Here is a 25,722-nt window from a genome sequence, read left to right as displayed (position 1 = left end):
AGCGGCCAGGCTACTCGCGTTCTTCATCTTGGCGTCGGGCCTGAATTTCGGCCACTGTCTTGTCCGCCCACGCCAGCGTCTGCAGCCGCCACTTGGCCCCATCGTTGGAACGCGGCGGGGCCTGGATGAGGTGCCCAGAATCGAGCCCGGCCTGGAGCTCCTTCGCGCGCAAGATCTCGGCGTCGATCTTGACCCCCTCGAGCAGCACGATGTTCATCACCCACAGCAGGCCGAGTACAGCCAAGACGGTACCGAACGCACCGTAGGGCGAACGCACACCGATCGCGGACAGGTACCAACTGAACAGACTCCAGATGGTTGCAATGACGACCAGAGCGAGCGTCGAACCAACGGTGAGCAACCGGAACCGCCCGGGTTTGACATTCGGGGCGAGGAAGTACAGCACCGAAATCAGCGCGATTGCAGCAACGATAATGACAGGCACGCGCGCGTACGCCCACACCGGCAAGAAGATCGAGGTGAGGTACTCCAGCGTGTCCTCGAGCTTGAGAGGCGCGGCGAGTGGACCAAGAACGGCAGTGACGATGGACTCGGTAAGGAACATGCCCATGAGAATGAGCACTGCGCCAACTACCATCACCAGCGTGATCAACCACATGGTCAGCCACGTGATCACGATGTTGCGGCCCTCGGTGCGCCCGTAAATCAGGTTCGCGTTGCGCGAGAACGAGCGGACATAGGCGGAAGCCGACAAAAGGGAAATAATCACAGAGATCGTCAACGCAATCGTGGACTGCGCCGGCGTACCGATGATGTTGAGCACGAGTTCCAGCGCCTGCTCCTGCAGCTCGGCCGGGACATATTCCGTGACCAAGCCAGTGATCAGCGACTCGGCCGCCGCCTCATCACGCGGCAGCAACAAGGTGATGATGGAGTACGCAGCCAAGAGCATCGGCGCCATCGAAAGCACGGTGTAGTAAGTCAGCGTTGCCCCGCGGTCCACCATTGCGTCGGGACCCCAGTCGATCACGCAGCGCTTCAGCACCAACTTCCACCCGGGCTTAGTGAGCCGGTTGCCGCGCCGCAGCGGCTCCTCCTCGCGCGGCTGCGCCACGCGCAGCTCCCCCGTTCCATACGGCAGGATCATTTGCGCACGGTGGGAGGTTCCCTGAGCAAGCTCGTGCTTATCGACGTCCTGCGTCATCCCCGTTTCACCTTCTCCAAGGCCTTGCCCTTCGCAAGTTCGTCGACAAGCTTGTCCATCATGCGGATCTTGCGCATCAGCGGGTCGTCGACCTCCTGGACCTTGACCCCGCAGACGCTGCCGGTGATGAGCTCCGCGCTAGCGGGCAGCTGGGCGGTGTGCTCGAAGAACTCGCGAAGCGTCTGCTCCCCTGCCGCCGCGAGCTGATCCGGGCTCAACCCGGTGAACCACCCGAGGACGTCGTCGAGCTCGCCGCGGGTGCGATTCGTGCGCTCAACTTTGGCGACGTAGTTGTTGTAAATGTCGCCGAATGGGTAGGAAAAGACGCGCTCGAGCTTCGGGTCAGTCATGCTTCGAACGCTACACTTTCGGCCATGGGTTTTATGGACCGTGTGCGGGGCGTTTTCGGTGGCGGCGATACTGCGTCGGGCCTTGTCGAGTTGCCTAGGCGGTATGAGCGCGTCGTCGTTAAGCAATTGCTCGTGCACACTGCGAACCTCTCCCCTGACACCGATGAGAAGCTGGTGATTATCACCACTACCCCCCAAGCGCTGGAGGAGCTACGTGCCCTTCGCGGGCCCCTGCAGCTTGCCGCCGAGGGCCAGCGCCCGGTGACGTTTGTGCCTTCGCACGCGGCGTCGGCTCCGGTGCTGGACCCGAAGCAGGGGTGGATCATTCCGGTCTCCCCCGCCGCCGCTGCGGAGCTGCAAGCGCTCCCCGCCGGGCCAGGCGAGCACGAGCTCACCACAATTCACGTGGGGCTCGTGCTGCAATAACCTCGGAGCGACTTAAACCAGGCCGATCCAGTTCCAGTACGTCGCCGACAGCAGCAGGATCAGCAGGTAGCCGACCACCGTCAACGGAATACCGGTACGTAGGAACTGCTGCGGGGTGAACGCGCCGGTGCCGTACGCCAGCATATTCTGCGGCGCGGAAACCGGAAGTAGGAAGCCGAAGCAGATCACAAACTGCTGGATGATCACGAAGCCGAGGCCGCCGTTCGGCGCATCCAGGGTCGCGGCGAGCGCGATGAACACCGGAATCAGCGCAGACGCGAGCGAAGTCGCCGAGGCGAAGCCGAGGTGGATGACGATGTTGAACAGCGAGACAATCGCAATCGTCGCCAGCATTGGCATCCCCGCCAGGCCCAGCGCACCGAACGTCACCTCGGAGAGCCAGGTCGCCGCGCCAGTGTTCAGGAGGAACGTGCCGAGTGAGATGCCAGCAGCGAACACGACCAGCGTGCCCCAGTTGATCTTCTCCTGCGCATACTTCCACGTCATCACACCAATCCCCGGCATGAGCATGACGCCCACTGCGACGATGGTGATCACCGACGAGCTAATCGGGTGAAGCACATCCTCGGTCGCCCAGAACAGCAGCAGGGACACAGCGATCGCGGTCAGTCGCTTCTCGGCACCAGTCATCGGGCCCATCTCCGAAATTTGCTTTTCGACGAGCTCTTTACCGCCAGTAATCGAATCAGTTTCCGCCTTAATCGCCCACCGCATGATGAAGTAGAGGGCAATCGACATGAGGATGGACCAGGGTGCCGCCCACATGAGCCACTGACCCCAGGAGACGGACTGGCCCATCTGGTCCTCGATGAAGCCGATGGCAACGAGGTTTTGCGCCGCGGCGGTTTTGATGCCGACGTTCCAAATCGAGACCGCCTGCGTTGCGGTGATCACCAGCAGCGCTCCGAGTTTCGAGTCCGTGGGTAGCCCGAACGCGGCGACCATGCCGATCAGAATCGGTACAACGGCACCAGCGCGCGCGGTTGCCGACGGCACGAAGAACGCCAGCACAATCGAGATCACGATCGCGCCGATGACGATGTTGGAGACCTTCTCGCCCGAGATCTTGAGAATGTAGAGCGCCAAGCGACGGTGCAACCCGGTCGCCTGCATCGCAGTGGCGAGCGCAAGCGCCGCAGCCACCAGCGCGACCGCCGATGACGAGAATCCTGTCATCGCGGTGGACAACGCCGTCTTCGACCCCACCATTTGACCAGGGTTTTCCGGGTCGGGCGCGAACGTGAGCAAGATCGAAATGAGGCCAACGATCATCACCGCACTGACCGGGTAGGACACCGCCTCGGAGACCCACATGATGACGGCAAATGCGAGCATTGCCAGCGCGATCTGGCCAGTCGCGTCGAGGCCGGGAATCGGGACGAGCAGCACCGCAATCAGGGCGACGAACGCGAGGACGAATGCGATGTTCTGACCGGTGGTGCGTTCCTTTGGCGCTTGCGCTGCGGCGGTTTGGCCGTCGGCTTTAGCGTCGGCATCTGGCACTCTGGCGCCACCGGCGCCGCCGTTGACTTTTGTAGTCACGGTGGTTCCTCCTCCATATTCAAATATTCAAGGTTCACCACCCACGTTAATAAGGTCTCAGACTCACTCCAATGTGATTTTCCTTTCAACTACACAAGTCAACAATGTGGATGTAGAAGGGTACGCAATCGCGCTCGAACCGACCTGCGGTTTTATACCCCCGGCACCCCGACCCTTCTACAATCTCGCAGATGATTTCGCGCCTGGATTCGCACTTGGATGGCAGACGCATTCCCCGACCTCGCGTTCGCGGCCGAAGCTAGGCCCGGCCACGAGACCACGCTGACCAGAGCTGCGCATAGCGGCCGCCTTGGTCGAGGAGTTCAGCGTGGGTGCCGCGCTCGACTATCTCGCCAGCGTCCATCACGAGGATGAGGTCCGCTTCCGCCGCCTGGTCCAAGCGGTGCGCGATGACCACCGAGGACCGGCCCGAGGTAACCACGCGGGCTGCGTCTTCGAGTGCGCCTGCGCCGGCGGATCCGGCTTCAGCGGTGGCCTCGTCCATGAGCACAATCGCTGGGTCGAGCAAGTGGATGCGCGCTAGCGCGAGCTGCTGCGCTTGTACGGGTTCGAGGCGCATCCCGCGGCTGCCGACGATGGTGTCGAGGCCATCGGAAAGCGTTGCAAACCAATCGGCGCCGACGTCGGCAAGCGCTTGCTCAAGCTCTGCATCTGTCGCGTCGGGTTTGGCGATGGTCAGGTCTTCGCGCAAGGTTCCGGAGAACACGTGCACTTCCTGGGATACAAGCGCGAGGCGGGCGACGCGTTCTGAGTCGGAAAGGGCGGTGACGGAGGTGTCGTCGATAAGCACAAGGCCCTCGTCGGGGACCCGCAAACCTGCAAGTAGTGCCGCAACCGTCGACTTGCCAGCACCCGAAGCGCCGACGAGCGCGACCTTTTTGCCTGGCTGGAGTGTGAAGTTGATGTTGCGCACAGCCCAGTCGTCGCCGTAGCGGAACCAGACGTCGCGCAGCTCCGCGCGGCCGGCGGGTGCGGGCGCGTCGCAATCCGGCACCCGCGCGGGCGGGTTGTGCACTACGCCGACGATGCGTGCGAGCGAGGCGTAGCCGGAGTTGACCGTGTCGAGGGTGTGGATAATGCCCATCATCGGCCTGCGGATGCGGATGATGATCATCATCGCGCCCGTGACCTGGCCGATCGTGAGCTGGCCACCGCGCACGGCGAAATAGCTCATGACAAGGCCGACGATGAGCATGCCGGCCTCGATGATCGTCATTTGCACCTGCGTCACCATCATCGTGCGTCGCGCGCGGTAGCCGTTTTCCACGACTCGCCACGACGATTCCCCGATGCGCTCCTGCGCGCGGTCTTCGCGCGAGAACGCGTGCAGCGTTTCCAGGCCGTGGATGGATTCGAGCATGCGCCGCGCGCGCTCGGCCATCGAGGCGCGCTCGTTGGCGTAGCGCTCCGGGGCGCTCTTGAGGTACTGCCGAAAGCTGAGGAAGTACGCCGGGCCAGCCAGCAGCGGAATGACGGCGTAGTACGGATCGAGGCCGATCAGAGCGATGGCGGTTGCGCTGAGCACAAAGATCGCGGAGGTGACATCGGGCAAGGTTTGAGAGATTGACGACGACAACTCGGCGACATCATCGGTCGATCGCGACAGCAAATCCCCGGAGCCGGCCTCCTCCACGCGGTGGGTGGGCAGGTGCAGTGCTGTATCGACCATATCCTCGCGCAGGTTGCTGATCGCTCGCTCCGCGACTGTGGACAGCAGGTAGAACCCGACGGCGTTGAGCCCAGCGCTGACCACCGCCGCGATGGACACGCCCGCGCCGATCCAAAGGATGCGCGTGACCATGTCTGCGCCACCCGCGAGCACGACGTCGACGACGCGGCCGAGCAGAATCGGCACCGCCATTGAGCCGAGTGCGCCGATGGAGAGCACAACTACCGAGGCCCAGAACCGCCCGCGCGCCTGCGGAATCCGGCTAAGTTGCCGCGAAACTTCCTGGCGGACTTCGCTGCCTGACGCTGTGGGGAAGCGCATGTTATTCCGCCACCGCCTTCCACGCCGGCGAGGAGGAGTAGACCACGGTGGTCTTTCCGGCACGCGTCTTTGCGACGTTTACGGCGATCACCTGCTCGGTCACGGAGTCAACCGCGGTGGTGGGATCCTGCAAAATGAGCACGTCTGGGTCGACGGCGATTGCACGGGCAAGGGCGACGCGCTGTCGCTGGCCGCCGGACAGGCCCGCGCCGTTCTCCCCTACTTCGCGCTCTGCGGCGGCAAGGATGTCGCGGCCTGCGGCGACCACGAGTGCGGCGCGAGCGGCATCCGCGTCATCGGCAACGTTGCCCAGCACGGTGCCTTCAAACAAGTGCGCCGCGTGCGGGGCGACCAACACCTCAGTGCGGTCGAGCTGGGCCAAATCCGCGGGTGGAGTGCGGTCGATGACTGTGAGGCCGGGTGGGAACTGTGGTGCGGGCAACGGGGCGTCGATAAGCGAAGGCTCTTGTAAAAGCCGGGTGATGCGGCGCGCACTGGCCTGAGCTGGGGCGAGGCGCGCGGCGATGTGCTTGCCTAGGAATGTCATGGGCGTGATGACGAACTGGGTGACACCGAGGATGGTGATGAGATCGCCGACGCTGATCACCCCGCGGGCGGCGAAGATCGCGGCCGCGATGGTGGCGGCGATGATGTAGAGGGTGCCGAGTGATTCGGTCGTCGCGTCGAGGCGGGCGTGCGACGCGTTGGCCCGGATGGTGGCGAGACGAGCGCGTATCGACGCTTCCTTGTACCTGCCGCTGACTACGTCCACCGCGCCGAGGCCTTTGATGATCCGCAGGCCTTCGACGACATCGGTGGCGGTGGCGGCGGCATCTGCGAGTGCTTTTTGGCGCTCGCCGGACCGTTTCTGGAGCGGTTTGCCTGCGGCAATAGTGCCAAATACGACGAGTGGGCCGCCGGCGAGGATGGCAATGCCGAGCGGCAGGTGGATTGAGCCGACAACGTATGCGACGTACGCGATGGTGAGCAGGTGGCCCACCGGGAAGACCATGAGGAAGACCGCTTCGGAGACGCGTTTGACGTCGGTGGATGCGATGGACAGCAGCTCACCTGGGGTGTAACGGGTGGCGCCGCCAATGCCGCGCGGGTCGAGGATGCGCGCGGTGACTGCCATGCGCAGGTCATGGCCGACGGTGAGGACTGCTTTGGAGAGCCAGCTGCGACCGAACCATCCGCCAACTGCGCCGATGGCCATGACGATTGCGAGCAGGGCGATGTAGCGGGTCAGGCTGGCGAGGTCCTGAGTAGCGATGGCGGTGTCAATTGCGCGGCCGACGATCACGGGCGCGGACGCGTTGGTGACCATCATCGTGGTGATGCCGAGTGCCGCGGGCACCGAAAAGCGGGCCCGGGAGTTCAGGGTTTTCCAAAGCCAGCGGGGGTCGTCGGGGCGGGGCAAGGTGCTCACCGGCCTAACCATATTCGACGTTGCCGACACGACCTTGGTTCCGACGGGTTCCAAATGCCCGTTCGAAGCCGGCAGATGGCGTGTGGGGGTTGTTTCCTAGAGTTCGGGTCATGGAGGAGCAACGCATCATCGCCAGACTGCGCGAGTTCAGCGCAACGCAGCTTGACCAGGTAGCCAAGCCTGTGTCCATCGCGCGTGCGACAGACATTCCGGGTGACTATATTGCCCTGCTCGAGGTGCAAGACGATGAACTACAAGCCCAGATTGTTGGCACGCAGCCGTATCTGATCACCCTCCGCCTGACGGCGAAAGGAGTCAGTGCAAGCTGCACCTGCTCGGTGCGCGACGAGTGGTGCAAGCATGCGATCGCGGTCGCAGTCCACGCCGCCGAGCTCAAGCCGGGAGGGCACCCGCTACTCGACGCCGCGCTCGACAGGATGACCGCGGTCGAGCTCGTTCAGCTCGTCAACGCGTTGCGCGCGGAGCTCCCCCAGGTCGAACCAGTGCTCACCAGACTTGCCATGCCGCATTGGTTCGATCCCAATTTTTCGGAAGCAGGCGGTGCGAAAGAGACCCACGCCGTTTTGCGCGAGCAATTCCTCGCCGAGCCGTCGATCGCAACTTTCGCCGCCTACCTCGACGCGCCGGAGCAAACCTACATCGAGACTATGATCACCCTCGCCGAACTGGGCCGAGACACTGACTACGCCACCTTCGAGCTCATGGCGGCGACAGAGTTCTCGCTCTACGAAGAGGGCCTGCTTACCATCGAAACCTCCAGCGTCGACTCCTTTGTTGCAGCCACCTGGGCGGTGGGCGTCGAGCTGCCCCGCGACCCAGTGACTGCGGTGCGGCGCCTCTTCGCTTACTTCCGCCTGTGGCTTACCCAAGCATCGTCCGAATTGCCGCCGCCGCGAACGCCCGATAGCGCCGCCCACGTTGCACTCCGGATCGCGCAGCTCCAGCTGTTGCTGATGCAGGTCGAAGATCCTGACCTGGCCACCGACGGCCTTTACCAGTGGGAAGGCCAGCTCGACCTACTGAGAAGCGAATTCCAATTCTGGCCGCACTTCGCCGATGCCCTTGCAGACTATGAGCTTTAAGACACCGTCCCACCGCGTCAGCGCTACCCTGGCTGGCATGACACCCCTGAGTTCAACGCTGCACCACAACTTCCACTCCGGCGCGCAGGATGTGCGCGATTTCGCGGCCAGTGACTTGGCCGCCCAGTGGATACCCGGATCTTGGCGGCAATCCCTGACGGATCTGTCCTACTCGGTGACCGGCCTGTGGGATTCACTGGTTCGCGCTCTCATGCTCGTTCTGTAGGCGCAGGAAATTCAGCTACCACGGGGGGAGACGTGGCCGACACCGAACGGACTCAGAGCCAACTCCGTAACCCAGTCAAGGTAGAAGAGAAAGAGAGTTAGCCCATGTCACATCTATTACCGCAGCATCAGTATTTCGAGAGAACTTACTGGTTTAACAAGTTGGCGGAATTTCTCTTTTTGCCATTCTGGGGCACAGGCTTGTTCGTGCTCTTCTTCCAAACTGGCTTCGATTTCTTCAAATCGTTCGCCATCTTCATCGCCGTGATCTGGTTCCTCATCACGCTGAGCACGCGGAGTGAGCACGCAGAAGATGAAGCGGTTGGTACCGGGCTCAGTCTTGGAGCCGGCTTCGCGGGAGTTGTGCCTGCCCTGGTGTGTAAGTGGGCATTGCGCAAGGTTACAGGGTGGAGGGCTCCGAAACCCGTGACGGCAGAAGTGCTTTCGGATTTTGCGATGCTGTCGGGTACGTTTGCGGGCACCTTTGATAACAATGTGCACGTGACCGACCCCCGCGGTGCAACGCTAGTCCTTGGTCCGCCCGGTTCAGGGAAAACATCGTGCGTGATTGCACCGACTGTGGCTATTGCTACTGGGCCGGTCGTAAGTACATCAGTGAAGTGGGAGGTGCTGTATGACACCCACCAGACCCGTTCGAAGCGAGGCCGTATTTGGGCACTCGACCTGGGCAGCGGCATTCCCGATGGAGCATTGCGCGTGCGGTGGTCGCCAGCATGGAGTGTCTCTGGATGGGACTCTGCCCGTGTGATCGCGAACGAGTGGACGGCACCATATGCGGTGGGTTCGCCTAACGGTGACTGGATTGATTCGGCGACTGAGTGGCTCGCAGTCTTCCTTTTCGCAGGCCAGTACGTTTCTTTGCCGACGTTTGCTGCTTGGTGCCGGGAAACCGAGGGGGCATTGGACCAGGTTGAGAACACAATTCTGCAGCACAGGACCGACCCAGAGGACGTTGACGCAGACTTAGCCCTTTCGACGTTGCGCGGGATCAGGGCCACACCGGATAAAGAGCGAGGATCAATCGCTTCCACGCTGCGTCGGCTAACTTCGGTTTACAACTCTGCCGCGGTGCTGTCCAACAAAGGCGAGGACTTCGACCCTGCGCGATTCATACGCACGTCTGACACGCTGTACATCGCAGCGTCACCGGAGGAGCAGAGCGTGACCGCAGGTCTGATAATGGCGCTTTTGTCGGCGATTACCCGGGAGCGAAAACGAGCTGCTAATGAGGGTGAGGACCTGGACTGGTTGAACGTCGTGGTGGATGAAGCAGCGCACGTGGCACGTCCGCCTTTAGACACTTGGGCCTCGCAGTTCGGCGGGCAAGGCATTGCGCTAACGGTGGGGCTGCAGGATCTCTCGCAGGCACGCGCGGCATGGCCAGGAATTAACTTTTTGGGGATGTTCCCGTCCGCCATTTTGATGCCAGGTATTCGCGACGATCAGACGCTTCGTACCTTTAGCGCGATTGCCGGAGATTTTGACCGCCAAGTTATTTCCAGCTCATCGGGCACGAGCCGTCCGGACTTTTGGTCGAGGAGCAATAACGTTTACCACTCCGACACGCAAAGCGTGCACACCGAGCGGACGAATATTGTGCCCGTTGAAGCCATCGCGCAGATGCCGATGGGCGAAGCAATGTTGTGGGAGGGAAGCGCCTGGAAGTTCATCGGAACGTACCCGTGGTCGAGCGAGTTCTTTGATGGGTACCGAGAGCGTGTGCCGCAGCAGTGGCGCGAGGTCGAGCAACCCCGTTCGTTGCTAAAGAACGCGACTGACCAGCCCGGTGACGAGCTTCTCCGAGAGGCAGAGCAATACCGCGCTATCGCCGAAGGCCGCGATCCTATGCACCCGGATTAAGACAATCGCACAGCGAGCCTTTTCATCCGGCGCGCCTGCGCGTGTCCGGGTAACGTATCCGGGAAGTTGTTTTTCTAATCATGCTTGGAGCTCTTTCGTGAAAATTGCAGTACTTGGTGGGGACGGATTCTGTGGCTGGCCCGCTTCGCTGCACCTGTCGGACATCGGACACGACGTGGTGATTGTGGACAATCTCTCCCGCCGCGCAATCGATGAAGAGCTCGGCGCCCAGTCGCTGACACCAATCGCCACTATCGACGTCCGCTTGGCCGCGTGGAAGGAAGTCACCGGTAAAGAGATCGGTTTTGAAAACATCGATGTCGCCCAGGATTACGAGGGCCTGTACGACTTCATCACCACCTACGAACCGGATGCGGTGATCCACTTCGCTGAGCAGCGTGCGGCGCCGTACTCGATGAAGAATCACCGCACGAAGCGCTACACGGTGGATAACAACGTCAACGCCACCCACAACCTGCTCGTCGCCATCGTGGAATCCGGCCTCGACATCCACGTTGTGCATCTGGGCACGATGGGCGTTTACGGTTACGGCACCGCGGGCATGCAGATCCCGGAGGGCTACCTGGACATCCAGGTCGACGCTGGTGAGAACGGCATTGTGGAGCAGCAGATCCTCTACCCCACCAATCCGGGGTCGGTCTACCACATGACCAAGGTGCTGGATCAAAGCTTGTTCGCGTACTACGCCAAGAACGATGAGCTGCGGATTACGGACCTGCACCAGGGCATCATCTGGGGCACCCACACGCCGCAGACCGAGCGCGATGAGCGTCTGATTAACCGCTTCGATTACGACGGCGATTATGGCACTGTGCTCAACCGCTTCCTCATGCAGGCCGCCGTCGGCTACCCGCTCACCGTGCACGGCACCGGCGGGCAGACCCGCGCCTTCATCCACATCCGCGACATGGCGAAGTGCATCCAACTCGCGGTGGAGAACCCGCCCGCCAAGGGCGAGCGCGTGAAGATCTTCAACCAGATGACCGAGACCCACCGCGTCCGCGACCTCGCCGAACTGATCAGCAACATCTCCGGCGCCGAGGTACAGATGGTGCCCAACCCGCGCAAGGAGTCAGCGGAGAACGAACTCCACGTGGCCAACGACACCTTCATCGGCCTGGGCCTCGAGCCGACCTACCTCGCCGAGGGCCTATTGCAAGAAGTCGAAGATGTCGCGCGCAAGTACTCCGACCGCGCCGACCGCAGCAAGATCCCGGCGCGTTCCCTGTGGACGAAGCAGCAGCACGAAGGCGTGCCGGAAGGCGAGAAGTAACCGCAGTGCGCATCGCCATCCTCACCGAGGTCTTCCTGCCGAAGATCGACGGTGTAGTCACCCGCACCATCCGCCACCTCGAAAAGCTTGCAGAGCTAGGCCATGAGGTGCTCATTTTCGCCACCGGCGACGCTCCGGATGAGTATGCGGGGTTCGACGTGGTGCACGTGCCGTCGTTAAGCTTTAAGCCCGTTTACCCCGAGATCCAGTTCGGCCTGATCACTCCGGTGATTCCGCGCAGGCTCGCGCAATTTCAACCCGATGTGGTGCACGCGATCAACCCGATCTGGACTGCCGGTTGGTCGAGCCTGATCGCGAGCTTCCAGGACCTGCCGCTTGTCGGTTCCTTCCATACCGATGTGCCCGAGTACACCCTCAAGCTGGGCATTCCGTGGGCGAAACCGGCCGCCGAGTGGGGCTTGCGCACCTTCCACGGCAAGGCGCAGTACAACCTGGTCACCTCCGGGCCGATGATGGAGCGCGCAGCGAGCTACGGCATCCCCAACGTCGAGCTGTGGCCGAAAGCAGTGGACACGGTGAGTTTCGCGCCGGGGAAGCGCACCGTGGACATGCGCGCCCGTCTCACTGGCGGCCACCCCGACGCTCCCCTGGTGATCTTCGTCGGTCGTGTTTCCGCCGAGAAATCCGTCGATCGCTGCCTGCCGATTATGGAGGAACTGCGCGCCCGCGTCCCCGGCACCCGCTTCGCCGTCATCGGCGATGGACCCCAGTTCCGCGAGATCAGCCAACTCTTCAACCGAGATTGGATCACACTCACCGGCTACCTCTCCGGCGCTGAGTTGCACGCGGCCTACTCGTCCGGCGACGCACTGCTTTTCCCCTCCACCACAGAAACGCTCGGCTTCGCGGCACTCGAGGCATTCGCGTCCGGCGTGCCGGTGGTCGCCGCCAAGGCCGGCGGCTTACCCTTCGTCGTCGACGACGGCACCACCGGGTTCTTGGTCGAGCCCTCCCTGCCCGATTCCGCGTGGGCGGAAAAGCTCGAGCAGTTGCTTATCGACGCCCCCTTGCACACGCAAATGGCACAAGCAGCACGCGCCGAGGCAGAGCGCTGGAACTGGCGCACCTCCACCGAGGCCGTTGTGGAGGTCTACAAAAAAGCGATCACGGCACGCCGCGCGCTACATCGCTAAGCGTGCCGAGCCGCTGAAGGGTGCGGCAATCGGCTACTGGATTTCAGCCGGCGCCTTGCGGGCCGGGTAGATCTTCGGGCGCACGCCTGCGATGTCCTCAACCACGCGCACAACCTGGTTGGAGTAGCCGTACTCGTTGTCGTACCAGACATAGAGCACCAGGTGATTGCCGGAGGCGATGGTGGCCAGGCCGTCGACGACACCTGCGTGAGTGGAGCCTAGCAGGTCGGTGGAGACCACCTCTGGCGAGTGGATGTAGTCAATCTGCTGGCGCAGCTCGGAATCGGTGGAGACGCGGCGCAGGAAGTTGTTTACCTCGTCCTTGTCCACCTGCTGCTCCAACTCCAGGTTGATCACCGCCATGGACACGTCCGGCGTGGGCACGCGGATTGCGTTACCGGTGAGCTTGCCGGCGAACTCCGGCAGCGCCTTCGAGACGGCCTTCGCTGCACCGGTCTCGGTGAGCACCATGTTCAGGCCAGCTGCCCGGCCGCGGCGCGGGCCCTTGTGGAAGTTGTCGGCCAGGTTCTGGTCGTTGGTGTAGGAGTGCACCGTCTCCACGTGGCCGTGGACGACACCGTAGCGGTCGTTGATCACCTTGAGCACCGGGGTGATGCCGTTGGTGGTGCAGGACGCGGCGGAGAGGATCTTGTCGTCGCCGATCATGTCCTGGTTGATGCCGTAAACAATGTTCGGGATGTCACCCTTGCCCGGTGCGGTCAGCAGCACGCGATCCACGCCCTTGGATTCGAGGTGGCGGGACAGACCATCGCGGTCGCGCCATGCACCGGTGTTGTCCACCACGATGGCATTGTCGATGCCGTACTGGGTGTAGTCAATCTCCGACGGGGAGTCGGCGTAGATCATCTGAATCGGAGTGCCGTTCGCCCAGATAAGGTCATTCTCACGGTCCACGGTGATCGTGCCGTTGAACGCACCGTGCACCGAGTCGCGGCGCAGCAGGGACGCGCGCTTCACGATGTCCTCATCACCCTTCTTGCGCACCACGACGGCCCGCAGGCGGACACCACCGTAGGTGGCCTCGCGGGCGATAAGGATGCGAGCAAGCAAGCGGCCGATGCGGCCGAAACCGTAGAGCACGACATCGCGACCCTCGAGTTCGGAGGAAGTACCGACAACCTCGGCGAGCTGCTCCTCCAGGAACGCACGCAGATCCTGCTGGTCAGATTCCTTGTACAGGTGCGCCAGGTGGCCGAGGTCGATCGAAGCGGTGCCCAGGTCCATCTCGACGAGTTCGCGCAGGATCGGCAGCGTTTCATCCAGCGGCAGCTCCTTTTCCACAATGCGACGTGCGTAGCGGTGCGCCTTGATGATTTCGATATCGGTCAAGCCGATGAGCAGACGGCCGTGAATCGAGGTCACTGCGTTGTGTTCGCGGTGCAGACGGCTGATCAGCGGCAGCATCTCCTGCGCGAGCTCAATCTTGTGGTTCCAGTCGTCGCGGGGGGTGGTGTCCACCTGGTTCTCGGTCACGTCGCTCCTTAAGCGGTCATTGAAATCAATCACGTATGTGGTTTTTGGGGGCATACTCTGCTCAAACCGTCCCCCCATACTAACGTCCAAGCCAAATTCAGGCGCGGTAAGGGAAGACGGATATTCACCCGCCATTCATCGCGCGGTAACTCCGCGGCGGTAGCTTGGTGGGCGCGCCCGCCACCCAATCTGAGGAGCCTGTTTTGACCACCCTGACCGCGTCCGCAAAAACCACCCGCACCGCTCTCGCAATGTCGCTTGCTGCCGCTCTCGCCGCGCCGCTTATGGCCACTCCGGCGCTCGCGGCTGAGAACCAGACCACCTACTACTCCACCAAGCAGCCGTATTCCCCCGCCGCTCCGATCTCTAGCTACAGCCAGCCACCTGCCGGTTTCAAGCAGATCTACACCTCAACCGTGAACCGCCACGGATCGCGCGGACTCTCCGGTTTCAAGTACGACGACCTCGCGCTGCAGATGCTCCTTGAAGCAGAGAAGCGCGGCCAAATTACCGACTTGGGCAAGCGCCTTATCCCGCAGGTCAAGGCGATGACGAAGGCGAACGAGGAGCTCACCGGGCCAGAGACCGGCTACGGAAACCTCACCGTGTTCGGCCGCGAAGAACTCCAAGGAATTGGCGAGCGGAACGCAAAGCGAAACACCGAGCTGCTGAACGCGATCGTCGGTTCTGACGCAAAGGTCAAATTCATGTCGTCCGGCGAAGACCGCGCGACGGAATCCGGCTGGGAGTTCGGCCGCAGCCTGCTCGCGGCGAAGCCTGAACTGGACAGCCACTTGATCGACGGCATGGAAGACGACCACGTCAAGATCGAGGCTCGAACCGACCTGCTCAAGGCCCACGGTGACAAATCTCTCGACAGCTACGAGCGGTACGCAGCGTGGGAAGACGGGGAGATCGTTGAAGCGAAGATCGATGAGGCCTATGCGAAACCAGCTTCCCGCGAAGCGTCGCAGAAGCTTCTGCTGAAGATTTTCACGCAGGACTTCGTCGATGGCATCGACGACGGGTCCCTCACCTTCACTGCCCAGAACGGCAAGAACACCGTGGAAGGCGTTGCCGACGCTGCGCTGCAGTTCTACAACCTGTACATCATCGCCCCGGCGATGGATCGCGAGGCAGCGAAACCCGCCGAAGGGTGGATCTTCAACGAGTTCATGGACGATGAAATCGGCCCCACCTTCGCGTACCTCCTCGATGTCGAGGACTACTACCAGAAGGGCCCCGCCAACGAAGGCGAGACCGTGGCGTACGACAACTACGCTCCGCTGCTGGACCACATGATTCAAGGTGTCAAGGACCGCGCGGCCGGCGGCGAGATCGCCGCCGAGTACCGGTTCAGCCACTCCGGTGCCATTGTTCCGCTCGCAGCATTGCTGAAGCTGCCGGGCTCCGAGAAGGGAGTGCCGGCAGATGAGCTCATGACGTATGAGAACTCCAAGTGGCGCGGCGACACCGTCGATCCGATGGGCGCGAACATCCAGTGGGATGCGTTCCAGAATGACCAAGGTGTCACCCTGGTTCGCATGCTGTACAACGAGGCTGAGATCCCGTTCCACGCTGGCTGCATGCCGGTGGTAGATGGTTCCGCGTTCTACACCATCGAGGAGCTGGCCGACTGCCTGCCGCTCGGTTCGACCTCGGACCACTCCAAGGCTCGCCCGGACATCACGCCTGGCACCGATACCCCGGCCAAGGATGGTTCGTCGAAGGACGGCTCGGCGGAGAACGGCTCCACCGGAGACGGTTCGTCGAAGCCCGGTGCCATCGCCATCGCCGTCACCGCGGTGCTCGCTGTCCTCGCGGCACTCGGATTCGGCGCATGGCAGCTCGGCGTTATCGGCGCTGGCTTCTAGCTACTTCAGCACGTCGCGGTACTTCTCCGGCCCGGGCTGCTCGACGAACTTCGGCTCCTGGTCCTTGTCCACCAGTACCGCGCGCACGCCTTCAGCGAAGTCGGGCTCGCGGCGGATGAGTTCGCCGAGCACGCGCTCGTTCTCCAGCGCGCCTTCGAGGTCGTGCTTCGCGTTCGCCTCGAACAGCTCGGCCGCAGCCACCAGCGCCGACGGCGACGCTTTGGCGATCAGGCTGCGCACAAAGTCACCGAACGCGCCCTCAAGGCGCGCCTCGATCTCGGGCCAGGAGCCGTCGAAGGTCGCTTCAATATCGTCGAAATACTGCGCGATTGTGCTTGAGGACGGCGCTACCGAGGCGTCGTCAAGCGAAAGCTCCCCCTCCTCCACGATGCGATCGAGCAAACCGTCGAGCGAGGCGACCTTGTGGGTGGCGAGGCCGAGCTCGAGCATGTCGTCCGGGGTCATGCGGTAGCCAGTGAGGCCGAGGAATTTGCCGAGGTTTTTCGACGGTCGCTTCGGCAGGTTTTGCAAGGTCCAGCTCATGCCGACATCGGTGATGTAACCGATGTTCATCTCCGGCATGGAGGCGAACGCGTCCTCGGTAACCACGAAGTGCGAACCGTGCGCGGACACGCCCATGCCGCCGCCCATGATCACGCCGTTGGCCAGGGCGATGTAGGGCTTGCCAAAATTGGCCAGGCGCAGGTTCATGTCGTACTCGTCGGCGAAGAACTGATCCACGGTGGCCTCGTCGCCGTCCAGGATCGCCTGCCGGGCGTACTTGACGTCGCCGCCCGAGCAGAAGTGCTTGGAGTTGGAGGTAGTTACGACGCGCTCGACCTGGTCGTCCTCGGCCCACTCGCGCAGCGCCGCGTCGATGATCTTGATCATGTCGTAGTCCAGCGAGTTCAGGCCCTTCGGGCGGTTCAGCGTGATCACGCCGGTGGTGTTGCGGACCTCGGTGAGAACCTTGGCTTCGGTGTCAGTGTTTTCGTTCGGTGCAGTCATGCGACCAGTGTTCCACATCACACCGCGGCGCCGCACCGCATTGGCGGTACCCTGGCCGATATGCACACCCCCCGACTTGTAGCGCTGGATATGGACGGCACATTGCTCATCACAGGGGGTGACATCCCGCAGAGTTTCTGGCCGGTGCTCACCCAGTCTCGCGAGCAGGGCATGACCATCGCGCCGGCGTCCGGTCGCCAGCTAGCTACGTTGCGGGACATGTTCGCGCAGGATGCGCCGGATACGTTCATCGCGGAAAACGGCGCGGTGGTATGGCACGAAGGCGAGGTCGTCTCAACGACTCCGATGCCCGAAGCCCCGGTGCGCCGCCTGGTTGAGGCGTTGGAGTACGCGCCGTTTACCGCCTATGCAGTGGTGTGCGCGCCAGAGGTCTGCTTCACCCGCGAGAATCTCCCTGCGGAAATCTCGGAAGAAATCAACAACTACTACCACTCGCGGAAGGAGCTTGCTTCGCTTATCGACGCCCCGTTGAACGCCACCGTGAAACTAGCCCTGTACATCCAGGGCGACGCTGAAACGGAGGCGCTCGACTGGGTGAAGGATCGTGTTCCGGAGCTGCGTGTGTTGCTGAGCTCGAAGCACTGGATCGACATCATGCAGCCAGATGCAGACAAGGGCCGGGCGCTTGAGGCGCTTGCACAGACTCTCGGCATCGATGCAGCCGACACTGCCGCTATCGGCGACTACCTGAACGATCTAGGCATGCTGCAAGCAGCCGGCCATGCGGTGGCGATGGGCAACGCGCACGAGGACGTGAAAGCGATCGCCGATGAGGTGTGTGGGACTGTCGCGGAGGAAGGGGCCGTGGTCAAGCTGCGGGAGTGGCTGGCGTGATCGACTTCTCTCAACCGGCCGACGTGGTCGGTCCGCAGCTGCTCGGCTGCGTGATCACCATGAACGGCGTGAGCATTCGCCTCACCGAGGTGGAGGCCTACCTCGGTGCCGCCGACGCCGCCGCCCACACGTTCAACGGCATGACCGCGCGAAACGCGACCATGTTCGGCCCACCCGGACGGTTGTACGTGTACTTTTCCTACGGCATCCACCACAACGGCAACCTTGTATGCGCGCCCGAGGGCGATGGCCAAGGGTGCCTCATGCGCGGCGGTGAAGTGGTCGCTGGTGAAGACCTCGCCCGCGAGCGCCGGCAGCGCCCGGATCGGGCACTCATCCCATTTGCAAACCTTGCGCGCGGGCCCGGCAACCTCGGCCAGGCGCTGGGCCTTCAGCTTGAAGATAACGGGTCGGAATTCGAGCTAGCGATGCGCGACGCCGAGCCGGAATGGGTTGCCGGCCCGCGTATCGGGATCTCGAAAAACGCCGGCGCGCCGCTGCGGTTCTGGATCCCGGGCGACCGCACGGTGTCCACCCCGCGCGGGTATCCGAAGATCGCGCTGTAAGGGCGCTAGTCTTTCTTTTTCTTGCCCTTCTTAGCGTCTTTCTTAGCCGCCTTCTTCGCGGCCTTCTTCGGCTCGACCTTGCGCTCCTCCAACTTCGCGGCGGCATCGGGCACGTAGCGGAATTCCTCACGCGGCGGGCGCTCGTAGCCGCTCGGCTCAGGCCGCTCCGGGATCTCCGGCAGCTGCGGCTCAAGGTGCTCATACGGCACCGTTGACAGCAGGTGGGAGATCACGTTGATGCGTGAGCGCTTCTTGTCCTCGCTCTCCACCGTGTACCACGGCGCGGACGGGATGTCGGTGTGCAAGAACATCTCATCCTTGGCGCGGGAGTACTCCTCCCACTTGGTGATGGATTCCAAGTCCATCGGAGAGAGCTTCCACTGGCGCAGCGGATCCTGGCGGCGCGATTCAAAGCGGCGGTACTGCTCCTCGTCCGACACGGAGAACCAGTATTTGCGCAGCATGATGCCGTCTTCCACCAAGAGGCGTTCAAAGATCGGCGCCTGGTGCAGGAACCGGCGGTACTCCTGCGAGGTGCAAAAGCCCATCACGCGCTCTACGCCGGCGCGGTTGTACCAAGACCGGTCGAAGATCACGATCTCGCCGGCAGACGGCAGCTTCTCCACGTAGCGCTGGAAGTACCACTGGCCCTGCTCGCGCTCCGTCGGCTTCGGCAGCGCCTCGATACGGCAGGTGCGCGGGTTGAGGTACTGCGTGATGCGCTTGATTGCGGAGCCTTTACCGGCGGCGTCGCGGCCTTCCATGATGACCACGAGGCGCGAGCCGGTCTGCACGACCCACTCCTGCATGGAGACGAGCTCTGCTTGCAGTCGTAGCAGCTCCTTCTCGTATGCCTTCTTGGACAGCTTCGGCGGTTTGCTGGCAGACGTTTCGCTCATGCGGACAACCGTAGCGGATGCCCATGGCGCCACCCGGAAGATCCCCTATCATCAGTGCCATGTATGGGTTCGAGCGGTTCGATGATTCTTTGTTCTGGACATTGACCTCACCCGAGGGGGCGACCTCAATGGTGGTTGGTACGGTGCACGTGCTCGACTCTTCGCACATCTCGATGCCGCTGTCTGAACTGGAGGCAGAGCTTTCGCGCCTCCGACACCTGTATGTGGAAATTGATCCGGAAGAGATGAAGCGTTTGAAGTCCGAAAGCGAAGCGGGCGGACTCGGCGTCTTTGCCTCCGCAGGTGGCACGCCGGCTACACCAAAGCAATTGCAGCGCGTAGCAAAAATCGCCGAATCATCTCCGCGGCTCGCCCCGCTGAGCGACCAACTCGCAACTTTGCCCACCACCATCCTCACCCATCTGATCAAAGTGGAAACCCAGTTGCGCTCCGAGCTGTTTGAAACCGCTGACCTCGAGTTGGAGGATCACTTCATCGCCTACGCCACCGAGCATGACATCCCGGTCTCGGGCCTCGAAGAGGCGGCGGACCAGTTCGCGCACGTCAACGCTGACGATGATCTCGATGCCGCCCTTGACGCCTACGACGACCCGCAATCGGAGGACATGTTCCTCAATTACGCTTTCCAACACCCGGAGCTGCTCAGCGGTGCGGAGATGCGCTCGGAGGCAATGGTGACCCGCAACGCAGCACTCGCCGTCGCGCTTGAGACGAAGTTGCGCAAAAACCCTGGGCTTGTCCTCATCGGGGCTGCGCACCTGCCCTTAGACACGGGTGTCCTCGCAGTGCTGGAGAACAAGGAGTGGGATGTCGGCCGCGTTGAGTTGACCGTCGAAAATCGCCGTTAACCCTCGAGCTTCTCCCCTGCCTCAAGCCACTCAAGCTCCAGTTCCTCGCGGGCCTCGCGCAATTCGCCGAGCTCGCGGGTCTTCGCCCCGATCGCCTCGAAATCGCCCGTCTCCGACAGCACCGTAATCTCCGCCTCTAGTGCCTCGGCCTGCGCGTCCGCCTTCTCCAGCTTGCGCTCCAGCGCGTTCATCCGCTTGCGCAGCTCGCGCTCCTCTTGGGAAGACAGGGCTTTTGGCTTATCGACGGCATGTTGTTCCGCCCCAGGCGCCTCCCCCAAATCCAACACGCCAGCATTGCTCTGCTGCGCGGCGCGCCGATCCAGGTACTGCTGGATGCCGCCGGGCAGGTTCGTCAGCTTGCCGTCGCCGAAGAGAGCGTAGGTTGAATCCGCGATGCGTTCGATGAGGTAGCGGTCGTGTGAGATCACAACGAGGGTGCCTGCCCAGTTGTCCAGGAGGTCCTCGAGCTCCTGCAGGGTGTCGATGTCCAAGTCATTCGTGGGCTCGTCGAGCAGCAGCACGTTCGGCTCGCTCATGAGCACGCGGGTGAGTTGCAGGCGGCGGCGCTCGCCACCGGACAGGTCTCCGACCGGGGTGCGCTGGCGCTTCGGAGAGAACCCGAGGCGCTCCGCGAGCTGGGACGCGGAAAGCTGGCCCTTGCCCAGCTCGATGTAGGTGGCCACGTCTTCGACGGCGTCGATCACGCGGCGGGTGGGATCGAGATCGTCGAGCTCCTGGCGCAGCCACCCGATGCGGGTGGTCTGGCCCTCGATGCGCTTGCCGGCCGCCAGGGGGTACTCCCCCGCCAGCGTCCGCAGCAGCGTCGTCTTGCCGGATCCGTTGACGCCCACCAAGCCGAGGCGCTCGCCCGGCGCGAGCCTCCAGGTGAGATGGTCCACCAGGGTGCGGCCGTCCGGGGCATCGATGCGCGCATCTTCCAACTCGATGACCACGCGGCCCTGGCGCTGCTTGGAAAACGCCATGAGCTCGACCGAGTCGCGCGGAGCGGGCACGTCGGCGATCAACGCTTCGGCGGCCTCGATGCGGTAGCGCGGCTTCGAGGTGCGCGCTGGGGCTCCGCGGCGCAGCCACGCCAGCTCCTTGCGCGCAAGGTTGCGGCGGCGCTGCTCGATCGCGTCGGCCTGGCGGGCGCGCTCCGCACGCGCGAACGTCCAGTCGTTGTACCCGCCCTCGTAGACGTCGACCTGGCCGTCGTGGACCTCCCACGTGAGGTTCGCCACGGTGTCCAGGAACCAGCGGTCGTGCGTGACCACCACGACCGCGAGCTTGCGCGAGACCAAGTGGTCGGCAAGCCACTGCACACCTTCGACATCGAGGTGGTTCGTCGGCTCGTCCAGCACCACCAGGTCCAGGTCCTGCACCAGGGCCGCAGCGAGGTTCACGCGCCGGCGCTCGCCGCCCGAGAGCGACCCCACCGGGGTATCCAACCCGAGCTCGGCCACGCCGGTGCCCTGCAGCACCTCGCGCACCTTAGCATTCGACGCCCACTCAAACACCTGCAGACCAAGCGGCTCAACCACGGCCTGACCGACGGTGACCGCGCTATCCAGCTCGAAGCGCTGGGTCACCACCGCCATGCGCAGCGAGGAGTTGTGCGACACGCGGCCCGCATCCGGCTCCTCAATGCCGGTGAGCACCTCCAGCAACGTCGTCTTGCCGCCGCCGTTCACACCGACGATGCCGATGCGGTCGCCGGACTGCACACCCAACGAAACGCCGTCGAGCAGGGTTTTCAGCCCCCAGGTTTTGGAAACGTTTTCCAGGTTGATCAGGTTAGCCATCGCGAAAACATCTTACGGGGCGAGCATTGCGTGCAGACTCCGGTCCCGCTGCAGCTGCGCCACAATGTGCGCGCAGGCCAGCGCGTCCGAATCTGCCCGGTGGTGGTTGAGTACGAACCCCGGCGCGCAGTACCCCGCCACCGTCGGCAAGCGATGATCCGCCAGCTCCGGCAGCATCCTGCGGCTCAACCGGCACGTGCAGTACATCCGCTCGGGGAACGTCCCGGTGAAGTAATACCGGTCCAGTCCGCGCCACACCGACGCGTCAAACGTCGCGTTGTGCGCGTACACCGGGGCGTCGCCGACGAACTCCACCACCGCATCCGCGATGTCGAACCAGCTCGGCGCGTCCTCCACATCGCCGCGATAAATGCCATGAATGTGGCTGAACTCGAACGCGATGTGCTCCTCCGGCGGCCGCAGGAACGTGCACAGCTCATCCACCACCTCACAGCCGCGCACCTTCACCAAGGCCACCTGGCACGCCGAAGCGCCGCTCACACGGTTCGCGGTTTCAAAATCCACGCACACATACTCGTCGCAAAGCAATTCGCTTAACGACGGCACGTACTTCCCCGCTTTCCGCTTTCCCGACCCCGCCACGCTTGTGGCTGGCTGCAGCTCAAGGCGCGGATCGACCCCGGAAGTGGCGCCGTCAAGGTGGTAGCGCAGGGCGTCGAGAAGCATCATGTCCCGAAATCGTACACCTGTTCTAACGCGCGTTCTACAACAAGGTGGCACCCGCTGCCGGGCCATGCGCCGCGATGAGTTCGTAGCCGGAGAACCGCCCGGCAAGCGCATCGCGCACTTCGTGAGCGTGGTCGCTGTCGCGGCACAGCACTGCCACAGTCGGGCCGGAGCCGGACACTATCGCAGCTAGTGCCTCTGCTTCCCCGGCGCGGATGAGCTCTGTGAGCTGCGGGCGCATCTCGAGCGCGGCAGCCTGCAAATCGTTGTGCAATGCCCCTGCCAGCACCTCGGGATCGCTCGAGGTGAGCGCCTGCGCAACTGTGGTGGTGTCGAGATGCGGCACGAGTGCGGGATTGTCGTGGCGCAGGTCGTCCAACACGCCGAAGGCCTCGCCGGTGTTGATTGCCACGCGCGGGTTGACAAACACCCACCAAAACTCGCCGCGGCCAAGCATCTCCACTAGGTCGTCGCCGCGGCCGGTGCCCAGCGCGTTGCCGCCCATGAGGGCGAATGGCACATCGGCCCCGAGGTTCTTGGCCAGCTCGGTGAGCTTGTCCTGGTCCAGTGCGGTGCCGCTGTAGTGCTCCAGGTAGGCGCTCGCGGCAACGAGCGATGCAGCCGCGTCCGCGGAACCGCCCGCCATCCCGCCCGCTACGAAGATGGCTTTGTCCACCTCGATGCGCACCTTCGGCAGCGCAACCGGGGTGAATGCGGCGCGGTGCGCCTCTACTGCTGCGTCGACCGCACGCCATGCCAGGTTCGATGGGGTATCGATCTGCTCGCTGAGTTCCCCCTCGAGCATCCAGTGTGTAGTGATTCCGCTGACGACACTTTCCCCTTCGCTCGCAGCGGCGTCGTCAACCACGAGGCGCACCACTTCGCGTTGGTCGACGGCCTGGAAGACGGTCACAAGGTCGTGGTAGCCGTCGGCCCGAGCCTCGCCGACGCCGAGGTGCAGGTTCACCTTGCCCGGCGCGGACGCTGAAAACTGGTTAGGCACGCTGCTCCCCCAGACGGACAAAGTCCTCGACACCGAGTGCCTCGCCGCGGAGCCCTGGGTCGATGCTCGCGGCGCGCAGGGCATCTTCGGCTGCGGCCGGAGTGCCATACACCGATGCGAGCGTGGAGCGCAGCGTCTTGCGACGCTGCGCGAATGCCGCGTCCACCAGGGGAAATACCGCATCGCGAAGCGTGCGGTCGCAGGTCTCGGAGACGTCGATACGCACGAGCCCCGACTCGATGTTCGGCGCCGGCCAGAAGACGTTCTTGCCGATTGTGCCCGCGCGCGAAACCTCGCCGTAGAACGCGGCCTTGACGCTGGGCACGCCGTAGATCTTGGATCCGGGTTCGGCAGCAAGCCGGTCGGCGACTTCCTTCTGCACCATGACCAGCACGCGTTTGATGGACGGAAACTCCGCCAAAAGGTGCAGCAGAACGGGCACGGAGACGTTGTACGGCAGGTTTGCCACGAGCGCGGTCGGCTCCCGGTCGAGGTCTTCCGCGCGCACCTTGAGCGCGTCCGTGTTGATCACGGTGAGCCGCTCCGCGAATTGTGGGGCGCGGGTGTCAACGGTCTGTTGCAGCCGCCCCGCCAGGCGCGGGTCGATTTCCAGCGCGATGACGTGTGCAACGGAATCAATCAGGCCGAGCGTCAACGACCCCAGGCCAGGCCCCACCTCGACGACTACATCGGAGGGCGAAAGCTCCGCGGCCGCGACGATGCGGCGCACTGTGTTTGGGTCGTGGACAAAGTTTTGGCCGAGCTTTTTCGTCGGCGTCACGCCGAGCTCGCCAGCAAGCTCGCGGATCTCAACGGGGCCTAGCAGGTGGGAATCGCTCATCCCGGTCGAAGTTTAGCGAATGCCCAGCTTTGCGGTGCATGCAGGCCATGCGCCCCAACCCTGGGAAGCCTGGGTGCGCTCCGCAACAGCGATCTGCTGCTCGCGGGTTGCCTGGTCAGCAGTCGGCGCGTACTGGGTGCCACCATACGCAGCCCACGTGGAGGCGGAGAACTGCAAACCACCGTGGTAGCCATTGCCGGTGTTAGTGGACCAGTTTCCGCCGGACTCGCACTGTGCAAGGTTGTCCCACACGGAGCCGTTCGCAACCGCCGGTGCCGCTGCACCGGTGTTGCCGCTAGTCGGCTTGGTGCCGCGGGCGATGGTGGCCGGCTTGCCCTTGATGGTCTCACGCTCGCGCAGGATCTCGTCGGTCTCAACTTCACCGTTGACGATCACGGTGTTGCGAATGACCATCCGCTCGTTCGGCTGGCCCTTTTCGCGGACCTCCTCGATGCCCTCTTCAAGCTCCGGGTCGTCGATATAGTTCGCCGGCAGGTCGGTCTTAATGATCTCGGAGCCGCGCTGCACCTCAACTCGGTCGAGCACGATCTCCATGTTCGGGGTGATCGGGTCGGTCAGCGCGTGGTTTAAGCGGTCGTTGGAGTCGACGGTCACGCCGCGCGACGAGAGCAGCTCGCCCACGGTCTTGGCGGCCTGGGTAGTAAGGACAGTGTCCCCGGCAACGGTGATTGCAACTACTTTCGGAGTGGTAACGTCCACGGTCAATCCCTCGGTGACCGGCTCAGAACGGTCAATGTCAGTGGCGGCGTCCACACCCACACCAGCCTCAGCCATCAAATCCCCCACGGTTTCGGCGGTCGAGGTGAGCTGCTGCTGCACACCGTCGACTACCACGGCGACCGGCTTCGCCGTCCGCACAGTCACAGTATCGCCATTAACCACCTTGTCGGTCAGCGCCGGGTAGACCAGGTCTTGCGCACCGTATGATACCCCCGCAGCTTGAAGGGCGCCTTCCACGTCGCCCGCGAAGGTCTTCAAGTTGGTGGCTTCGCCGTTGACATCGACAACGATGTCCTTCTGGGCGGCTAGTGCAGTGCCCGTACCGCCAACCACCACGGCGCCTGCCAGGACACCCGCTGCCACGCGCTTCGGTGCGGAGTTCGCCGGGTTCAGACGCTGGGTCGAGTGTTTCGCCGAGTGAGCAGACATAGAGAAAAGACCCATCCTTAAAGGTTTAGGATTTTTGTTACTAGGTCACAATA

24 protein-coding genes are annotated in these 25,722 nt (G+C 63.2%); 10 read left to right on the top strand and 14 right to left on the bottom strand.

Annotated elements, in window-relative coordinates:
- Positions 1-10: 10 nt before the first annotated feature.
- Entirely contained in the window at positions 11-1,165 is a 1,155-nt protein-coding gene (locus tag CGLAUT_RS03915; protein ID WP_290186442.1) for a YihY/virulence factor BrkB family protein, read from the bottom strand.
- Positions 1,162-1,515, bottom strand: a complete 354-nt coding sequence (locus tag CGLAUT_RS03910; protein WP_290186440.1) for a DUF2200 family protein — start codon at positions 1,513-1,515, stop codon at positions 1,162-1,164. Before CGLAUT_RS03910 ends, CGLAUT_RS03915 begins: the two co-directional genes overlap by 4 nt.
- Positions 1,516-1,539: 24 nt before the next feature.
- Here CGLAUT_RS03910 and CGLAUT_RS03905 point away from each other — a divergent pair, with 24 nt between their 5' ends.
- Entirely contained in the window at positions 1,540-1,941 is a 402-nt protein-coding gene (locus tag CGLAUT_RS03905; protein WP_290186438.1) for a hypothetical protein, read from the top strand.
- Positions 1,942-1,953: 12 nt separating this feature from the next.
- Here CGLAUT_RS03905 and CGLAUT_RS03900 read toward each other — a convergent pair whose 3' ends face one another.
- From CGLAUT_RS03900 to CGLAUT_RS03890, 3 genes are all read right to left on the bottom strand, one after another.
- The gene (locus tag CGLAUT_RS03900; RefSeq protein ID WP_290186436.1) at positions 1,954-3,504 is read right to left on the bottom strand and encodes an SLC13 family permease; all 1,551 of its coding nucleotides are present in this window, start codon (positions 3,502-3,504) and stop codon (positions 1,954-1,956) included.
- Between the two features lie 259 nt (positions 3,505-3,763).
- On the bottom strand, positions 3,764-5,515 hold the full coding sequence (locus tag CGLAUT_RS03895; RefSeq protein WP_290186434.1) for an ABC transporter ATP-binding protein: 1,752 nt from the start codon (positions 5,513-5,515) through the stop codon (positions 3,764-3,766).
- Between the two features lies 1 nt (position 5,516).
- Positions 5,517-6,944 carry an ABC transporter transmembrane domain-containing protein gene (locus CGLAUT_RS03890; protein ID WP_290186431.1) on the bottom strand — a complete coding sequence of 476 codons (1,428 nt, stop codon included), beginning with the start codon at positions 6,942-6,944 and terminating at the stop codon, positions 5,517-5,519.
- A 110-nt stretch (positions 6,945-7,054) separates the two neighbouring features.
- On the opposite strand from CGLAUT_RS03890, the gene CGLAUT_RS03885 reads away from it, so the two are divergent.
- Complete coding sequence (locus tag CGLAUT_RS03885; RefSeq protein ID WP_290186429.1) at positions 7,055-8,047, top strand: SWIM zinc finger family protein; 993 nt, start codon at positions 7,055-7,057, stop codon at positions 8,045-8,047.
- A gap of 37 nt (positions 8,048-8,084) precedes the next feature.
- Positions 8,085-8,273 carry a hypothetical protein gene (locus CGLAUT_RS03880; RefSeq protein ID WP_157731255.1) on the top strand — a complete coding sequence of 63 codons (189 nt, stop codon included), beginning with the start codon at positions 8,085-8,087 and terminating at the stop codon, positions 8,271-8,273.
- Positions 8,274-8,389: 116 nt separating this feature from the next.
- On the opposite strand, the gene CGLAUT_RS03875 is transcribed toward CGLAUT_RS03880, so the two are convergent.
- Positions 8,390-8,578: a hypothetical protein gene (locus CGLAUT_RS03875; protein ID WP_290186427.1), complete on the bottom strand. Its 189-nt coding sequence runs from the start codon at positions 8,576-8,578 to the stop codon at positions 8,390-8,392.
- A gap of 258 nt (positions 8,579-8,836) precedes the next feature.
- On the opposite strand from CGLAUT_RS03875, the gene CGLAUT_RS03870 reads away from it, so the two are divergent.
- From CGLAUT_RS03870 to CGLAUT_RS03860, 3 genes are all read left to right on the top strand, one after another.
- Positions 8,837-10,153, top strand: coding sequence for a type IV secretory system conjugative DNA transfer family protein (locus CGLAUT_RS03870; protein WP_290186425.1), 1,317 nt, complete (start codon positions 8,837-8,839; stop codon positions 10,151-10,153).
- A 97-nt stretch (positions 10,154-10,250) separates the two neighbouring features.
- On the top strand, positions 10,251-11,447 hold the full coding sequence (locus tag CGLAUT_RS03865; RefSeq protein ID WP_290186423.1) for an NAD-dependent epimerase/dehydratase family protein: 1,197 nt from the start codon (positions 10,251-10,253) through the stop codon (positions 11,445-11,447).
- A gap of 5 nt (positions 11,448-11,452) precedes the next feature.
- A complete protein-coding gene (locus tag CGLAUT_RS03860; protein ID WP_290186421.1) occupies positions 11,453-12,601 on the top strand; it encodes a glycosyltransferase family 4 protein in 1,149 nt (382 codons plus the stop codon).
- Positions 12,602-12,634: 33 nt separating this feature from the next.
- On the opposite strand, the gene CGLAUT_RS03855 is transcribed toward CGLAUT_RS03860, so the two are convergent.
- Positions 12,635-14,095, bottom strand: coding sequence for a glyceraldehyde-3-phosphate dehydrogenase (locus CGLAUT_RS03855; protein WP_269768551.1), 1,461 nt, complete (start codon positions 14,093-14,095; stop codon positions 12,635-12,637).
- Between the two features lie 203 nt (positions 14,096-14,298).
- On the opposite strand from CGLAUT_RS03855, the gene CGLAUT_RS03850 reads away from it, so the two are divergent.
- Positions 14,299-15,969 carry a histidine-type phosphatase gene (locus CGLAUT_RS03850; protein WP_290186419.1) on the top strand — a complete coding sequence of 557 codons (1,671 nt, stop codon included), beginning with the start codon at positions 14,299-14,301 and terminating at the stop codon, positions 15,967-15,969.
- On the opposite strand, the gene CGLAUT_RS03845 is transcribed toward CGLAUT_RS03850, so the two are convergent.
- Positions 15,970-16,977, bottom strand: a complete 1,008-nt coding sequence (locus CGLAUT_RS03845) for a 3-hydroxyisobutyryl-CoA hydrolase (protein ID WP_290186418.1) — start codon at positions 16,975-16,977, stop codon at positions 15,970-15,972. It lies immediately after the preceding gene.
- 60 nt (positions 16,978-17,037) lie between these two features.
- On the opposite strand from CGLAUT_RS03845, the gene CGLAUT_RS03840 reads away from it, so the two are divergent.
- A complete protein-coding gene (locus CGLAUT_RS03840) occupies positions 17,038-17,832 on the top strand; it encodes an HAD family hydrolase (protein ID WP_290186416.1) in 795 nt (264 codons plus the stop codon).
- Positions 17,829-18,398 carry a DNA-3-methyladenine glycosylase gene (locus CGLAUT_RS03835; protein ID WP_290187003.1) on the top strand — a complete coding sequence of 190 codons (570 nt, stop codon included), beginning with the start codon at positions 17,829-17,831 and terminating at the stop codon, positions 18,396-18,398. The genes CGLAUT_RS03840 and CGLAUT_RS03835 overlap by 4 nt, the downstream gene beginning before the upstream one ends.
- A 5-nt stretch (positions 18,399-18,403) precedes the next feature.
- Here the strand turns inward: CGLAUT_RS03835 and ppk2 are convergent, their stop codons facing one another.
- Complete coding sequence (gene ppk2, locus CGLAUT_RS03830) at positions 18,404-19,297, bottom strand: polyphosphate kinase 2 (protein ID WP_290186415.1); 894 nt, start codon at positions 19,295-19,297, stop codon at positions 18,404-18,406.
- Positions 19,298-19,356: 59 nt separating this feature from the next.
- Here ppk2 and CGLAUT_RS03825 point away from each other — a divergent pair, with 59 nt between their 5' ends.
- A complete protein-coding gene (locus CGLAUT_RS03825; protein ID WP_290186413.1) occupies positions 19,357-20,166 on the top strand; it encodes a TraB/GumN family protein in 810 nt (269 codons plus the stop codon).
- Here the strand turns inward: CGLAUT_RS03825 and CGLAUT_RS03820 are convergent.
- Genes CGLAUT_RS03820 through CGLAUT_RS03800 form a run of 5 tightly spaced genes read right to left on the bottom strand, consistent with a single transcriptional unit; the run spans position 20,163 to position 25,669 of the window.
- Positions 20,163-21,968, bottom strand: coding sequence for an ABC-F family ATP-binding cassette domain-containing protein (locus tag CGLAUT_RS03820; RefSeq protein WP_290186412.1), 1,806 nt, complete (start codon positions 21,966-21,968; stop codon positions 20,163-20,165). The two genes, CGLAUT_RS03825 and CGLAUT_RS03820, sit on opposite strands and share 4 nt — an antisense overlap.
- 12 nt (positions 21,969-21,980) lie before the next feature.
- Complete coding sequence (locus CGLAUT_RS03815) at positions 21,981-22,658, bottom strand: exonuclease domain-containing protein (protein ID WP_290186410.1); 678 nt, start codon at positions 22,656-22,658, stop codon at positions 21,981-21,983.
- A 34-nt stretch (positions 22,659-22,692) separates the two neighbouring features.
- Positions 22,693-23,658 (bottom strand): 4-(cytidine 5'-diphospho)-2-C-methyl-D-erythritol kinase, encoded by a 966-nt coding sequence (locus CGLAUT_RS03810; RefSeq protein ID WP_290186408.1) that lies wholly within the window; start codon positions 23,656-23,658, stop codon positions 22,693-22,695.
- Positions 23,651-24,499 carry a 16S rRNA (adenine(1518)-N(6)/adenine(1519)-N(6))-dimethyltransferase RsmA gene (rsmA, locus tag CGLAUT_RS03805; RefSeq protein WP_290186406.1) on the bottom strand — a complete coding sequence of 283 codons (849 nt, stop codon included), beginning with the start codon at positions 24,497-24,499 and terminating at the stop codon, positions 23,651-23,653. The genes CGLAUT_RS03810 and rsmA overlap by 8 nt, the downstream gene beginning before the upstream one ends.
- Before the next feature lie 12 nt (positions 24,500-24,511).
- Complete coding sequence (locus tag CGLAUT_RS03800; RefSeq protein WP_290186404.1) at positions 24,512-25,669, bottom strand: resuscitation-promoting factor; 1,158 nt, start codon at positions 25,667-25,669, stop codon at positions 24,512-24,514.
- Positions 25,670-25,722: the final 53 nt, after the last annotated feature.

This window comes from Corynebacterium glaucum (genome assembly GCF_030408855.1).
In the GTDB taxonomy this organism is placed as follows: Bacteria; Actinomycetota; Actinomycetes; order Mycobacteriales; family Mycobacteriaceae; genus Corynebacterium; species Corynebacterium glaucum.
This window is presented reverse-complemented; position numbering and strand designations above follow the sequence as displayed.

Bases quoted from the DNA above. Each gene is read 5' to 3' on its own strand.
- CGLAUT_RS03840 (WP_290186416.1), top strand. From the start codon at position 17,038: ATGCACACCCCCCGACTTGTAGCGCTGGATATGGACGGCACATTGCTC.
- CGLAUT_RS03905 (WP_290186438.1), top strand. From the start codon at position 1,540: ATGGGTTTTATGGACCGTGTGCGGGGCGTTTTCGGTGGCGGCGATACT.
- CGLAUT_RS03825 (WP_290186413.1), top strand. From the start codon at position 19,357: ATGTATGGGTTCGAGCGGTTCGATGATTCTTTGTTCTGGACATTGACC.
- rsmA (WP_290186406.1), bottom strand. From the start codon at position 24,499: ATGAGCGATTCCCACCTGCTAGGCCCCGTTGAGATCCGCGAGCTTGCT.
- CGLAUT_RS03800 (WP_290186404.1), bottom strand. From the start codon at position 25,669: ATGTCTGCTCACTCGGCGAAACACTCGACCCAGCGTCTGAACCCGGCG.
- CGLAUT_RS03880 (WP_157731255.1), top strand. From the start codon at position 8,085: ATGACACCCCTGAGTTCAACGCTGCACCACAACTTCCACTCCGGCGCG.
- CGLAUT_RS03895 (WP_290186434.1), bottom strand. From the start codon at position 5,515: ATGCGCTTCCCCACAGCGTCAGGCAGCGAAGTCCGCCAGGAAGTTTCG.
- ppk2 (WP_290186415.1), bottom strand. From the start codon at position 19,297: ATGAGCGAAACGTCTGCCAGCAAACCGCCGAAGCTGTCCAAGAAGGCA.
- CGLAUT_RS03915 (WP_290186442.1), bottom strand. From the start codon at position 1,165: ATGACGCAGGACGTCGATAAGCACGAGCTTGCTCAGGGAACCTCCCAC.
- CGLAUT_RS03910 (WP_290186440.1), bottom strand. From the start codon at position 1,515: ATGACTGACCCGAAGCTCGAGCGCGTCTTTTCCTACCCATTCGGCGAC.
- CGLAUT_RS03820 (WP_290186412.1), bottom strand. From the start codon at position 21,968: ATGGCTAACCTGATCAACCTGGAAAACGTTTCCAAAACCTGGGGGCTG.
- CGLAUT_RS03815 (WP_290186410.1), bottom strand. From the start codon at position 22,658: ATGATGCTTCTCGACGCCCTGCGCTACCACCTTGACGGCGCCACTTCC.
- CGLAUT_RS03845 (WP_290186418.1), bottom strand. From the start codon at position 16,977: ATGACTGCACCGAACGAAAACACTGACACCGAAGCCAAGGTTCTCACC.
- CGLAUT_RS03885 (WP_290186429.1), top strand. From the start codon at position 7,055: ATGGAGGAGCAACGCATCATCGCCAGACTGCGCGAGTTCAGCGCAACG.